This is a genomic window from Thermosyntropha tengcongensis (assembly GCF_055381335.1).
Genome location: NZ_AP042437.1, coordinates 1,220,147 through 1,233,893, shown reverse-complemented (window position 1 = coordinate 1,233,893; position 13,747 = coordinate 1,220,147). Strand labels below are relative to the sequence as shown.

The 13,747-nt window shown below is 41.2% G+C and carries 11 protein-coding genes; 10 read left to right on the top strand and 1 reads right to left on the bottom strand.

Features of this window, described 5'->3' with window-relative positions:
• The first annotated feature begins 79 nt into the window (after positions 1–79).
• The 5 genes from ACZ42E_RS05880 (at position 80) to ACZ42E_RS05860 (ending at position 6,594) form a co-directional block, all read left to right on the top strand.
• Positions 80–2,392, top strand: coding sequence for an FtsK/SpoIIIE family DNA translocase (locus ACZ42E_RS05880; protein ID WP_464891432.1), 2,313 nt, complete (start codon positions 80–82; stop codon positions 2,390–2,392).
• A 28-nt stretch (positions 2,393–2,420) separates the two neighbouring features.
• The gene (locus tag ACZ42E_RS05875) at positions 2,421–3,194 is read left to right on the top strand and encodes a helix-turn-helix domain-containing protein (protein ID WP_464891431.1); all 774 of its coding nucleotides are present in this window, start codon (positions 2,421–2,423) and stop codon (positions 3,192–3,194) included.
• Positions 3,195–3,201: 7 nt separating this feature from the next.
• On the top strand, positions 3,202–4,536 hold the full coding sequence (gene rimO / locus ACZ42E_RS05870; protein ID WP_464891430.1) for a 30S ribosomal protein S12 methylthiotransferase RimO: 1,335 nt from the start codon (positions 3,202–3,204) through the stop codon (positions 4,534–4,536).
• 48 nt (positions 4,537–4,584) lie between these two features.
• Positions 4,585–5,115: a CDP-diacylglycerol--glycerol-3-phosphate 3-phosphatidyltransferase gene (pgsA, locus tag ACZ42E_RS05865; protein ID WP_464891429.1), complete on the top strand. Its 531-nt coding sequence runs from the start codon at positions 4,585–4,587 to the stop codon at positions 5,113–5,115.
• Between the two features lie 132 nt (positions 5,116–5,247).
• Positions 5,248–6,594, top strand: a complete 1,347-nt coding sequence (locus tag ACZ42E_RS05860) for an acetyl-CoA hydrolase/transferase family protein (RefSeq protein WP_464893489.1) — start codon at positions 5,248–5,250, stop codon at positions 6,592–6,594.
• Between the two features lie 57 nt (positions 6,595–6,651).
• Here the strand turns inward: ACZ42E_RS05860 and ACZ42E_RS05855 are convergent, their stop codons facing one another.
• A complete protein-coding gene (locus tag ACZ42E_RS05855; protein WP_464891428.1) occupies positions 6,652–8,028 on the bottom strand; it encodes an alanine/glycine:cation symporter family protein in 1,377 nt (458 codons plus the stop codon).
• 337 nt (positions 8,029–8,365) lie between these two features.
• Between ACZ42E_RS05855 and ACZ42E_RS05850 the strand changes: the two genes are divergently transcribed.
• The 5 genes from ACZ42E_RS05850 to recA all read left to right on the top strand — a co-directional run bounded on the left by ACZ42E_RS05850 (position 8,366) and on the right by recA (position 13,450).
• The gene (locus ACZ42E_RS05850) at positions 8,366–8,887 is read left to right on the top strand and encodes a hypothetical protein (RefSeq protein ID WP_464891427.1); all 522 of its coding nucleotides are present in this window, start codon (positions 8,366–8,368) and stop codon (positions 8,885–8,887) included.
• Positions 8,888–8,907: 20 nt separating this feature from the next.
• A complete protein-coding gene (locus ACZ42E_RS05845; RefSeq protein WP_464891426.1) occupies positions 8,908–10,395 on the top strand; it encodes an AAA family ATPase in 1,488 nt (495 codons plus the stop codon).
• 134 nt (positions 10,396–10,529) lie between these two features.
• Positions 10,530–11,783, top strand: a complete 1,254-nt coding sequence (locus tag ACZ42E_RS05840) for a competence/damage-inducible protein A (protein WP_464891425.1) — start codon at positions 10,530–10,532, stop codon at positions 11,781–11,783.
• A gap of 1 nt (position 11,784) precedes the next feature.
• Positions 11,785–12,345: an RNA 2',3'-cyclic phosphodiesterase gene (thpR, locus tag ACZ42E_RS05835; RefSeq protein WP_464891424.1), complete on the top strand. Its 561-nt coding sequence runs from the start codon at positions 11,785–11,787 to the stop codon at positions 12,343–12,345.
• Positions 12,346–12,424: 79 nt separating this feature from the next.
• Positions 12,425–13,450, top strand: a complete 1,026-nt coding sequence (gene recA / locus ACZ42E_RS05830; RefSeq protein WP_464893488.1) for a recombinase RecA — start codon at positions 12,425–12,427, stop codon at positions 13,448–13,450.
• Positions 13,451–13,747 lie beyond the last annotated feature (297 nt).

Genomic DNA, 13,747 nt, shown 5'->3' with positions numbered 1-13,747 from the left:
TAATGCAAGAGAATGTATTTTAAGAAGACAAAATTTTTTGTAAGTTTAAGGTTTTATATAAAATCTGGAGTGAAAAAGGATGGGAGTTAAAGGCAAAGCAAAAAAGACCAGGAAAAGAGTAAAAAGATTTAGTGAAGTGGCAGAGAAAAGCCGGTTTTCTTCGTATCTGGATAATGTAAATAATGAAATTCTTATGGTTTTGCTTTTTTTTACTGCTGTATTTATATATATATGTTTGAGCCATGCGGGAGGGCTGTCGGGAGATAATCAGTTTATAGGCATAATTGGCGTTTATCTTGCCAGATTTCTGGAAACGGTTTTTGGAGAGGGGGCTTTGCTGGTCTCTTTTTATCTCCTGGCCTGGTCTATACATATCGGAGCCGCAGAAAAGAAATGGTCTTCCCGGATGTGGGGGATAAGCTGGCTTTTTTTGTCTATCCTGATGGTAATATCGGTGTACAATATTCCTGACGGCTTAAACCCTCTGGATGCAGGAAAGCAGGGAATGGGAGGGGGATATGCCGGAGGGGCTCTGGCTTATATAAGCATAAAGCTGGTAGGGAAGATTGGGACTTTCATTTTTGTAGGAGCCGGTTTTATGATTGGGCTGGTTATGGTTGTAAACCGTCCTTTGGCTGATATTATGGATTTTATAAAGAATTATGGCTTAAAAGCTGGCAGCAAAATAACTGATTTTTTATTTGAAGAAGTGGAAGAAATAGAAGAAAATAATAAAAGGGAAAGTAACAAAAAAGAGGCTGCTGGTGAAAGTGCAAAACCTAAAGAGGAGATTCCTGTTTTTTTACATGACAGCAGTGTAAAAGAAGAGAAAGGCGAAACCCAGGCACCGGTAAAGATACTGGCTGCTGCCAGCAGCTCTGAAAGCAGTGCCAGGAATGACAATCCAGAGGTTGAGAATAAATCCGGTGATGACAATATATCTTTGATTGCTGCCGCCGAGGAAAAGGAGAAAAAATACAAAAAACCGCCGCTCGATTTGTTGAGCGATATAAAGGAAGAACGCACTATCGATAAGAAAAATATAAAGCACAGCATAGCAGTGATTGAAGAAACTTTTGCCAATTTTGGCATAAGCGTAAAGGTTAATCAGGTCAGCTGTGGTCCCGCCGTTACCCGCTATGAAGTTACGCCTGCTCCCGGAGTAAAGGTAAGCAAGATATTGAGCCTTACTGATGACCTACAGCTTAATCTGGCTGCTCCAGGAATCAGAATTGAAGCTCCTATACCTGGAAAATCTGCTATTGGTATAGAGGTGCCAAATAGTAAGATACTAAGTGTAGGGCTTAAGAGTTTGCTCATGTCGCAAGTGTTTAAAAAACTTAAAAATCCTTTGGCTTTTGCATTGGGTGAAGATATTGCAGGAAATACGGTGGCGGTTAAGCTGAGCGATATGCCTCATCTTTTGATTGCTGGTTCCACCGGTTCAGGTAAAAGTGTTTGCCTAAACTGTATAATCATGAGTTTTTTGTATAATGCCTCCCCTGATGAACTGAAGCTGGTATTTATAGATCCCAAAATGGTAGAGCTTACTGTTTATAATGGCATTCCTCATCTTCTTACTCCGGTGGTAACCGATCCCAAGAAAGCAGCTCTTATATTGCGCTGGATGGTTACCGAAATGGAAAAGAGGTACAAGCTTTTTGCAGAATACGGGGTAAGGGATATAAACAGATATAATCAGATAGCAGAAGAAAAACTGCCTTTTATTGTTATAATAATAGATGAACTGGCTGATTTGATGATGGTATCTCCGGTAGAGGTAGAGGATGCTATCTGCAGGCTGGCCCAGATGGCAAGGGCTGCCGGTATGCACCTTATTGTAGCTACCCAGCGGCCTTCTGTTGATGTAGTTACCGGGGTAATTAAAGCTAATATCCCTTCCCGTATAGCGTTTGCGGTTTCTTCCCAGGCCGATTCCAGAACTATTCTGGACTGCAGCGGTGCCGAAAAGCTTTTGGGCCGGGGAGATATGCTGTTTTTGCCTATGGGGGCCAATAAGCCGATAAGGGTACAGGGGGCTTATGTATCTGATCGGGATATTGAGGTTACAGTAGATTTTATCAAGAGGAATAATGATGAGGAAGCAGGAGAAAAGGCAGAGGAGCTTGATTCTTTTTTATCTTCTGACCTGGAAATGGAGCTGGAGGATGAGCTTTTCTGGGAAGCGGTAAGGATTTTTGTGGAAAGCGGGAAAGCTTCAGTGTCTTTGCTGCAGAGAAGGCTGCGCATAGGTTATTCGCGGGCGGCCAGGCTGGTTGACATGATGGAAGAAAGGGGAATTGTCTCCGAGCCGGATAATAACAAGAAAAGGGAAGTTTTAATTGATCGTGAACAGCTGGCAGAACTTTATGAACGGTATAATATTGTGTGATTATAAAAGCAGTATAGGGGTGTAAAGAATGGGAGTAGGCGAAAGGCTCAAGGAGGCCAGGGAAAAAAGGGGATTAACCCTGGAAGCTATTGAAGAAGAAACTAAAATTCGCAAGGCTTATCTGGAAGCCCTGGAAAATGAAAATTTTAATGCTTTACCTCCCAAGGTTTATGCAGTAGGTTTTTTGCGCCGTTATGCCCGGACTTTAGGGCTGGACGAAGAAGAAATGGTGCGGGACTTTAAGGCGCTGGCCTATGCTGATGAAAAAGAGGAAGATGACATTTTTGCCGAAATGAAGAGAGAAGAAAAGGTGAAACTGGATGTAAGCAAATTGCCTTTACGCAATGTAGTTTTGGGGCTGGTTTTTCTTTTGATAGTTATCTGGCTGGGGAATTTTCTGATAGGCTATTTTACCCAGAAGGTTACGGAAGAGAAAGCGCCTGTTTCGCCTCCAAAAGTAGTGGAAGAGGAGAAGGTTAAAAGACCGGAAGTTAAGGAAGCCCCCAAAAAAGAACCCGAACGTGTTTATTCCGGGGTTAATTTAGTTATTGAAGCGCGCCAGAATTGCTGGCTTAATGTCAGGGTGGATGGGGTAGACCAGTTTACGGGCGTTATTAAGCCGGGGGAAAAAAAGGTTTTTGACGGAAAAGAAGAAGTATATGTTAAAGCCGGCAATGCAGGAGGCATTGATGTAACTTTTAATGGGGAAAAAATTGGCTCCCTGGGAGAAATAGGGCAGGTTGTAGACAAAACTTTTACCAGGGAACATAATACAGAAGAACAAAAAGAGAAACAGGGGTAGAAGCAAAGTGAACATAGGTTTTATAAGTTTGGGTTGTCCTAAAAATACTGTCGATACTGAGCTCATGATGGCTATTCTAAAAAAGAAGGGACATAGGATAGTCAATGAGGCTGAAAGGGCAGATATGGTAATTATCAATACCTGTGGCTTTATCAATGATGCCAAGGAAGAAGCTATTGAAACTATTATCGAAATGGGAAATTTGAAAGAAGAGGGAATAATAAAATATATAGTCGCTACCGGATGTTTAGCTCAAAGATACGGAAAAGAGCTTTTGGATGAGATGCCGGAACTTGATGCAGTTGTTGGCATCTCATCTTTTCTGGAAATTGACGATATCGTAAAAATGGTTTTAAAGGGGGAGAAGGAAAAAATACTCGCAGTTATGCCTCCTGCGGAGGTTTTTATAGAGAAAGGGGAAAGGGTTTTGACTACTCCTCCCGGAACAGCTTATCTTAAAATAGCTGAAGGCTGCAATAACCGCTGTTCCTACTGTGCGATACCACTTATAAGAGGAAATTTGCGCAGCAAAAATATAGAAGACATTGAAAGTGAAGCCTGTTATCTGGTGGAAAAAAAGGGAGTAAAGGAAGTAATAATTATTGCTCAGGATACCGCAGCCTATGGATTGGATATTTATGGCGAAAGCCGATTGCCTCAGGTTATAGATATTCTGGCTGCCATTGAGGGACTTGAATGGATAAGGTTGATGTATCTTCATCCCCGGCATATAAGTGACCGCATAATAGATAAAATAGGTAATACGGAGAAAGTCATACCTTATCTTGATATACCTGTTCAGCATTTTTCTGATTCGGTTCTAAAAAGGATGAATCGCAAGCATGAGGGAAAACATCTTAAAGAAATAATTAAAAGGCTTCGTGAAGCAAAACCGGGTTTGGTCTTGCGGACTACGGTAATGGTAGGTTTCCCGGGGGAAACAGAAGAAGATTTTAAAAAGCTTTATGATTTTATAGGTGAAATTGAATTTGACTGGCTAGGGTGTTTTGCTTTTAATCCGGAAGAGGATACCCCAGCCTATGACATGCCGGAACAGATAGCAGATGATATTAAAAGGGAAAGACTGGATGCGATAATGAGGCTGCAGAAAAAGATTACCCGTAAAAAGAATATAGAAAGGGTTGATAAGAAAGAGAAGATTCTTATAACTTCGCAAATAGACAAAAACCTTTATGCGGGCAGAGGATATTTTCAGGCGCCTGAGGTTGACGGGATAACCCTTGTAAAGAGTGAAGAAAATTTAACCAGAGGTGATTTTGCAGAAGTTATACTTAAGGGAGTACGTGGATATGATATGATAGGCGTATCTGCTAAGGATTAGGAAGGTCTTATTTTAAAATCAAGGCTTGGAACAGGAGAAAAAAGGCTTATGAATATTCCGAATATATTAACTTTAATCCGCATTATCCTTATTCCTTTTTTTGTTATCGTATTGCTGGTAAAAATACCCTATGGCGATTATATGGCGGCTTTTATTTTTATCGTAGCTGCTTTGACAGACAGCCTTGATGGATATCTGGCCAGAAAATGGAAACAGATTACCAAGCTGGGTATAATTTTAGATCCTCTGGCAGACAAACTTCTTATTACTGCTGCCCTGATAAGCCTGGTGGAACTGGGAAGAATACCGGGATGGACAGCAATTGTAATACTGGGAAGGGAATTTGCGGTATCTGGACTTAGAGCGGTAAAAGCCGAGGAAGGGATTATAATACCTGCCAGCAAATGGGGAAAAGCTAAAACTGTAAGCCAGATTGTCGCTGTTTTGCTGGTTATATTGGAACATCTGTATGAGTCTTTTATACCCTGGCCTGTTGGCATATGGTGCATGTATGTGGCAGTAGCCATAACTATATGGTCAGGAATTGATTATTTTTACAAGTTTTATACTATAAAATAATATGTTTTTTGTTATTTTTATGGTAGAATTTATTCTACCTTTTTATTTTTAATTAAAAATTAAGCATATAATTTAATGTTTTATCGAATAATCAATAGGCATGATTATTTTTAAAAAGGAGGCGAAAAATTGATGAACTGGCAGGAAGAATATAGGCGCAAATTAGTTACTGCTGAGGAAGCAGTTAAAGTGGTAAAATCAGGCGATTGGATTGACTATGGTTTTGGCCTGGCATCAGCCAATGAACTGGATAAGGCTTTAGCGGCCAGAAAAGATGAATTGTGGGATGTAAAGATAAGGGTAGATTTAGGGGTATGGCCTCACTATTCCCTGGAAGCGGATCCGGACGGAGACCATTTTTGGTGGCATTCCTGGCATTTTGGAGGGCTTGATCGCAAGTATTATGATACGACTGATAAGATGTTTTATATACCTATGAAGTTTAATGAGTGTCCGATGATGACGCGCAAGGATGTAAATCCTAACCGCATATTCATGGCTACAGTAGCCCCTATGGATAAACACGGCTATTTCAGTTTTGGAGCAGGATCAGCAGCTTGTATGGCAGCTATTGAAAACGCAGAATATGTCATAGTGGAAGTTAATGAAAATATGCCCAGGGTACTGGGAGGAAATCAGGAATGTATCCATATAAGCCAGGTGACCTATGTGGTGGAAGGGAGCAATCCTCCTTTGCCTACTTTAAATCCATCACCACCCAGTGAAACAGATGTTAAAATAGCTGAACACATAATAGGGCTGATGAGGGATAGATGTTGTCTGCAGCTGGGAATAGGCGGCATTCCTAATGCGGTAGGAACTCTGGTAGCTAAATCTGATTTGAAAGATTTAGGGGTACATACGGAAATGTATGTAGATGCCTTTCTGGAAATGACCAAAGCTGGCAAGATTACCGGCAAGTATAAGAATATTGACAGATACAAGCAGGTTATGTCATTCGCTTTGGGAACTAAAGAACTTTATGAATTTATTGATGACAATCCGGGGATAGCTTCCTATTCGGTTGACTATGTAAATAATCCCTCGGTTATTGCCAGCATAGACAATTTCGTCTCAATAAATGCCTGCCTGGAAGTAGACCTTTTTGGCCAGGTGTGTTCGGAAAGCGTGGGAACGCGGCATATAAGCGGCACAGGAGGGCAGCTTGATTTTGTGGAAGGAGCTTACAGGTCAAAAGACGGACAGAGCTTTATATGTATGCATTCTACCTATACTGGAAAAGACGGCCAGGTTATGTCGCGCATAAAACCTACCTTGACTCCAGGTGCTATAGTTACTGATCCCAGGACGGCAACCCATAAGATAGTTACTGAATTCGGGGTTGCTGATATGAAAGGGAAGAGCACCTGGGAAAGGGCAGAGGCACTCATCAATATTGCCCATCCCCGGTTCCGGGATGAATTGATTAAAGAAGCCGAAAAGATGAAAATTTGGAGAAAATCAAATCGTATAAAGTGATAAATAAGAGACCCTGCCCGTAATGATGTTAGGCAGGGTCTCTCTGGTAGTCGCTTATTAAGCAGATTTGCGGATCATATTGGGAAAGATTTCTTGTTCATATTCTTTAAATGTTGATAAGGCTATGGCGGATAGCCCAAGTACTCCGATAAGGTTGGGAATTATCATTAAGCCATTGAAAAAGTCAGCCAAAGCCCAAACCAGTTTTACTTCCAGGGTAGAACCGAAAACTATGAGGATGAGCACGATTATTTTAAATATATTTACCGGCTTGGAACCAAAAAGGAAGCGGATATTAGTTTCGGCAAAGTAATACCAGCCTAAAAGGGTGGAATAGGCGAAGAAGAAAAGGGCAGCAGCCAGGAACTTGGGCCCAAACCAGTTTCCAAAGCTTTTGGCAAAAGCCATCTGGGAAAGGATAGCTCCGGTAGCTTTCGTATAATCAGCACCGGCAGTCAATATAACCAGTGCGGTCATGGTACATATTATGCCGGTAACTATAAACACCCCTACCATAGCGACAAAACCCTGTTCAGCAGGGTGGTTGACCCGGGCAATGGCATGGGCGTGAGGAGTGCTTCCCAGGCCTGCTTCATTGGAGAATATGCCGCGGGCAATCCCGTAGCGGAATGCTTCGCGGATAGTAGCTCCCAGAACCCCTCCTCCTACTGCCTGAGGGGAAAAAGCCCCCACTATAATCATTTTAAGGGCAGGCAGGAGATTTTCGATATTAAGGATTATTACGATTAATCCTCCCGCAATGTAGAAAAATGCCATAAAGGGTACCAGAATTTCGGTCACTTTGCCGATCTGTTTTATGCCTCCCAGAATTACAGCTCCTACCAGCAGGGCTACTATTATACCTACATAAGTCTGTTTTATCCCAAATGCATTATTTATAGAAACGGCAATGGAGTTTGCCTGCACCATATTGCCCATAAATCCGAGGGCCAGCACTATACATACTGCGAATATTACAGCCAGCCATTTTTGGCCTAATCCCTGGGAAATATAATAGGCAGGACCGCCCACCACGGCACCATCGCGGGTAGTTTTGAATTTTTGCGCAAGGACTGCTTCGCTGAATATAGTAGACATGCCGAAAAAACCTGAAACCCACATCCAGAATACTGCACCTGGCCCCCCGGAAGCTATTGCAGTTGCTACCCCTACAATATTTCCGGTACCTACCTGGGCCGCTACAGCAGTAGTAAGCGATTGAAATGATGACAGGCCCTCCTGTTTGCTGTCACTGTCTTTATACGCGTTTCCTAAAACCTGCCGCCAGGCTTGTTTAAAAAAACGTATCTGGATAAAGTTGGTGCGTACTGTGAAATAAATGCCTGTGCCGAGGAGAAGTACCAGCATGATTGGACCCCACAGAATACTGTTGAGCTTTTCCACCAATACCAGGAGTTCAGCTTGCATAGTCATCTTTTTGCCCCCTTACATTAGATTAAGAAGGATGTCTCCTGCTTTAAGTTTGTCCACCAAAAAGAGATTTTATCTGCCCTCCTTGCGAAATTTTTTGTAGAGAAAAGTCGAAAACGACTAATTTTAGTATATATTATTTTTTTGCCGGCAGACATAACAGTTGGTTATGATTAGATAAAAAAATAATATTAATTGACTTGTTTGAAATCCTTAATTTAAGACATGTAATATTTTGTAATGTAAAAACATTTCCAAAGTTAATGTTGCCAGCGGTGCTAAAGTTTTCTTAAAGGTTTTTGGTACAGGCCGTGATATAATGAATTGTTGAGAAGGTGGTATGATGAAAAAAGGCGAAATTCGTATTTTTGTGGTGATAGTTTCTCTCGTTTTATCCCTGGCGGTGCTGTGGACAGGATTTAATTTATATACCAAATACATTTTGAAGGCACCGGCAATAAAGGAACTGGAAAGGCGGCAGGAAATAGAAACAGTAAAAATTAACGGAAAAAAGCCTTATAAGGTGGTAGTCAAACTGGGAGAAGTAGATAATCTGATGGAAGTTTATAACGGTATCTGTTCAGTACTGGACGATAGGCTGGGGGAACAGAACTATGCTTTGATTGTTGAAGATAAATCAAATCCCGGGTTAAAAGAGGTTTATTATCTGCTGCAGCCTGCGATTTATGAAGCGATAGAGAAGAATGCCTATACCTGGCTGATAAATTACCTTAATAAGGAGCTTGCTTGCAAAGGTTTAAGCTATAAACTTTTTGTTGATGATGATAACCTTTATTTACAGATCAGGCAGGAGGAAGGCGGTTATCTTTATGCAGTAATCAGCCGTCAAAATAAGCTTTAAGATTAAAGGTGGGAAGAGGAGTGAAGGAAGCAGCTTTAGGAATAGGGATAGCCTGGCTTGTTTTTTTAGCTTTTATTGGTGTGAATGTCGCTCCGGTAATTTTGATTGTTTTGCTTTTGGGAGGGTTTTACTTTTTCCTTAGTGCCCAGGGACATATAAAATATGAGGTGGTTAAAGGTGCTGATAAAAACAAATACTGCATTGATTTTGACCATATAGGTGGACAGGAAAGTGCTATCAAAGAATTGAAAGAAGCTTTACAGTTTTTATTAAATCACGAAAAGATATTGAAGATGGGAATAAGGCCTTTAAAGGGAATTCTCCTGGTAGGTCCGCCTGGAACCGGAAAAACGCTTCTCGCAAGAGCAGCGGCCGGCTATACAAATTCTGCTTTTATAGCTGTGTCAGGCAGTGAGTTTATTGAGATGTATGCAGGAGTAGGAGCCAAAAGGGTACGCAATCTGTTCCGGGAAGCTAAAAGGAAGGCCCTGGAACAAAACTGCCGCAGTGCTATAATCTTTATAGATGAACTGGATGTTCTGGGAGCTAAAAGAGGAAGCCATACCAATCATCTGGAATATGACCAGACCTTAAACCAGCTTTTGGTTGAGATGGATGGCATTAATCCCAATGAAGATCCCCGTATACTGGTAATAGGAGCTACCAACCGAAGTGACATGCTGGATCCAGCTTTATTAAGGCCGGGACGCTTTGATCGACAGGTTTATGTTGGATTGCCTGACAAAAATGGGCGTAAAAAGATTTTGGAGATTCATACCAGAAACAAGCCTTTTGATGATGAAAAAGCCCTGGAAGAGATAGCACGGGAAACTTTTGGTTTTTCAGGAGCCCATCTGGAAAGCCTGGCTAATGAAGCTGCTATTCTGGCTATGCGGGAAGGAAAAGAAAAGCTGGAGAAACGTCATTTTATGGAAGCTATTGATAAGGTTATTATGGGTGAAAAATTGGAGCGCAGGCCTTCAGATGAAGAGATTGCCCGGGTAAGTGTTCATGAGATAGGACATGCCTTGGTAAGCGAACTGCTGGAACCGGGATCGGTAGCTGCTGTTACCATTATTCCAAGAGGCAGGTCGCTGGGATATATGAGAAAGTCTCCGGGTGATGATAAATATCTTTATACCCGGAAAGAACTGGAAAAACAGATTATGGTTGCCCTGGCTGGGGCTTTGGCTGAAGAAATGAAGTACGGTAATTCAAGTACAGGAGCGAAAGGTGATTTTGCAAGTGCATGGAATACCGCCAGGGAGATAATAGCTTCTGGTTTATCTTCGCTGGGAGTAATAAATATTGAAGATGTGCCTGAAAACCTGGTTTATGAAGAAAGCACAAAGATTATAAGTGATTTGCAGGTTAAAACCAGGGATATTTTGGAGAAAAACAAAGAATTGCTTTTATTTATGGCAGATAGAATAAGAGAGGAAGAAATATTTAGCCGTGAACGTTTTCTGGAGCTTATGAACAATAACAATATACCGGTTAATTTATAAAACTTGACGCAAGTCAAGTTTTTTTATTTGGCAGCAGGGATAGTGCAGCTTTAAAAAGAACTTAACTTATATATATTGGAATTATTTTGTGGTTAATATAAATAAAATGCTTTTTTGAGGAGATGAAAGTACTGGTGAAAAAGGCCTATATTATAGCTACCGGAACAGAGCTGGTAACTGGATCTACTCCAGATACTAATTCGGTATATTTGGCGCAAAAACTGGACGAGCTTGGAATAAAAGTAGTAGGGAAAAGTGTGGTAGGAGATACGCGTGAATTTATCAAAAAGGCTTTCATTACCGGACTTAACATGGCTGATATAGTTATTGCTACAGGTGGCCTGGGGCCTACTTTGGATGACTTGACCAAAGAGGTAGCCTGTGAAGTAATGCAGCTGAAAATGGAGATTATTGATGAAGAACTGGAAAGGCTTAAGGATTTTTTTGCCCGCCGCAACCGGCCTATGCCGGAGGCTAACAAAAAGCAGGCCATGTTCCCCAGGGAAGCTTTAAGGCTAAAAAACGAGGCCGGAACTGCTCCCGGGATGTATCTCAAGCAAAACGGCAAGGTGCTTATTCTTTTACCTGGTCCTCCCCATGAGATGGCTTTGATGTTTGATAATGAAGCAGTTCCTCTCCTTATAAAAGATTTGGGAGCCAGTGTATGCAAAACGGAAAGAAGGATTATAAAGGTTTTTGGAATAGGGGAATCGCAGGTAGAGGAAAAAATAGCTGATATTATTCAAAATCCTGGCGGAGTAAGTGTTGCTTTGCTGGCCAGGGAAGGGGAAGTACACATCAGGTTAACAGCGGAAGGTGAGGACAGAGAAAACAGCAAAGCGATAATGAATGATATTAGTGAAAAAATCGAAGCAAGATTAGGGGATTATATTTATGGATATGATGAAGATACTCTGCCTTCGGTAATAGCTGAACTTGCCAGAGAAAGAGGCCTTGTTATGGCTTTTGCCGAATCATGTACGGGTGGGCTTTTGTCCAAAATGATTACTGATTTACCGGGAAGTTCAGAGTATTTTTGGGGGGGAGTAGTAACCTACAGCAATGAAGCAAAGAGGAAAATCCTAGGGGTAAAGGGCGATACTTTAGAAAAATATGGAGCGGTAAGTGAGGAAACGGCTAAAGAGATGTTAATGGGAGTGCTTTCCCTTTCCGGTGCCGATATAGGAGCGGCTATTACCGGCATAGCGGGACCAGGAGGAGGAAGTGAGACAAAGCCGGTGGGGCTGGTCTATATTGCTGCAGGAAGCAAAAAACACAATCAGGTTATCAAGATGAACTTTGCAGGTAATCGCGGGGTTATCAGGACTTTATCGGCTAAAACTGCCCTGGACCTTATAAGACGAGAATTTTTAAGGGGAGATGTTTAAGTTGCGTCTTTTTGTAGCGATTCCGGTTCCGGAAGAGATTAAAAAATATGCCTGGTATATAAGAAATGAGCTGGAAGCTTTATCAGCAGATGTAAAATGGGTTGAATATGAAAATTACCATTTAACATTAAAATTTTTGGGAGAAGTTGAAGAATATAAACTGGATGGTATAAAAAAGGCCTTAAATTATGCAGCTGAGAGTTCGCCTCCATTTAGACTCAAGCTTTCACGCTTGGGCTTTTTTCCAAACCATCATCATCCCCGGGTTTTATGGATAGGGGTAAAGGGGGAGATGGAAAAGGCATATTTTTTGGGGGAGAGGATTGATGCCTATCTGGGAGAATTGGGATTTGAAAATGATAAAAAAAGGACCTTCCATTTAACTCTGGGGCGCATAAGGTCAGAATCAAACAAGGATAAACTGGTAAACAGGGTTTATGAAATAAACGGAAATCTGGAAGAGTACGGGTTTACAGTAAATAATTTTTTGCTTATGGAGAGTTATCTCTATAAGGAGGGGCCGGTATATAAGGTTAACTGTTCTTTTGATTTAGATGGGTAATATACTTCTTGACAGTTTAAGGGAATATGCTTTAAAATTAAATCGAACAAATGTTTGAGGGAGGGCTTTTATGGATAACATGGAAAATAATCAGGGTAAACTGGAAGCCCTGAATAGTGCCATCAAAAATATTGAAAAACAATTTGGCAAAGGTTCTATCATGCGTTTGGGAGAAGCTGCTGCCATGAACATTGAAGTGATTCCCACCGGGTGTATTTCTCTTGATTTGGCTTTGGGAGTAGGCGGATTACCCAGGGGAAGGGTAGTTGAAATATTTGGGCCTGAATCTTCAGGTAAGACTACCGTTGCTCTGCATGCTATTGCCCAGGCTCAAAAAGAAGGGGGAATGGCTGCTTTTATTGATGCTGAACATGCTTTGGATCCCCTTTATGCCAAAAGGCTGGGGGTTGATATAAATAATCTTCTGGTAGCTCAGCCTGATTCCGGCGAACAGGCTTTGGAAATTGCGGAAGCACTGGTTAGAAGTGGAGCTATTGATGTAGTAGTGATAGATTCGGTAGCTGCCCTGGTGCCTAAAGCGGAACTGGAAGGGGAAATGGGGGACATACATGTAGGTTTGCAGGCCAGACTTATGTCGCAGGCACTGCGCAAGCTTACCGCTCATATAAGCAAATCCCGGGCGGTATGTATTTTTATAAACCAGATTCGTGAAAAGGTAGGAGTAGTTTATGGAAGCAATGAAACTACCACTGGCGGAAGGGCGCTCAAATTTTATTCTTCGGTACGCATTGAAGTGAGAAAGGGGGATCCCATAAAGCAGGGAACTGAAATAGTTGGGAACCGTACCAAGGTAAAGGTAGTAAAAAATAAAGTGGCTCCTCCTTTTAAAACAGCGGAATTTGATATAATGTATGGTACCGGGATATCCAGAGAAGGGGATTTGCTGGATATTGCAACCTCCCTGGATATAATTCAGAAAAGCGGCTCCTGGTATTCGTATAATGGGGAAAGACTGGGGCAGGGCCGGGAAAATGCCAAAGAATATATAAAAAATAATCCCGAATTTTATGCCCTTTTAGAAAAAACTATTATGGAGATGCTCAAGAAAGGTGAAGTCAAACTTAACACGAGCGAGGATGCTTGACACTTGTAGGTAAAGTTACTAAAATCTAAATAGAACTCTGGTTGGAAGTCTGAAACCTATTTGAGTTGACCGTATAGACAAGCAAATTGTTTTATATAGATTGTTATGTTTATTTTTAATATAGATTTTAAAACTGAATTAACATAATTTTCTGGGGTTAATAAGGCTTTTGTGTGTCTATTTGGTTGATTGTAAATACAGTTATTAAATGTTTATTTATATTTATACATAATTCAATATAAATAAGCATTTGGTTAAAAATAACTGTTTTTAAACAAATAGGTGATGTGGACTTCT

Coding starts and splice junctions, on each gene's coding strand:
- ACZ42E_RS05850 (WP_464891427.1), top strand. CDS start 8,366: ATGATGAAAAAAGGCGAAATTCGTATTTTTGTGGTGATAGTTTCTCTC.
- ACZ42E_RS05880 (WP_464891432.1), top strand. CDS start 80: ATGGGAGTTAAAGGCAAAGCAAAAAAGACCAGGAAAAGAGTAAAAAGA.
- pgsA (WP_464891429.1), top strand. CDS start 4,585: ATGAATATTCCGAATATATTAACTTTAATCCGCATTATCCTTATTCCT.
- ACZ42E_RS05860 (WP_464893489.1), top strand. CDS start 5,248: ATGAACTGGCAGGAAGAATATAGGCGCAAATTAGTTACTGCTGAGGAA.
- ACZ42E_RS05875 (WP_464891431.1), top strand. CDS start 2,421: ATGGGAGTAGGCGAAAGGCTCAAGGAGGCCAGGGAAAAAAGGGGATTA.
- ACZ42E_RS05855 (WP_464891428.1), bottom strand. CDS start 8,028: ATGACTATGCAAGCTGAACTCCTGGTATTGGTGGAAAAGCTCAACAGT.
- recA (WP_464893488.1), top strand. CDS start 12,425: ATGGAAAATAATCAGGGTAAACTGGAAGCCCTGAATAGTGCCATCAAA.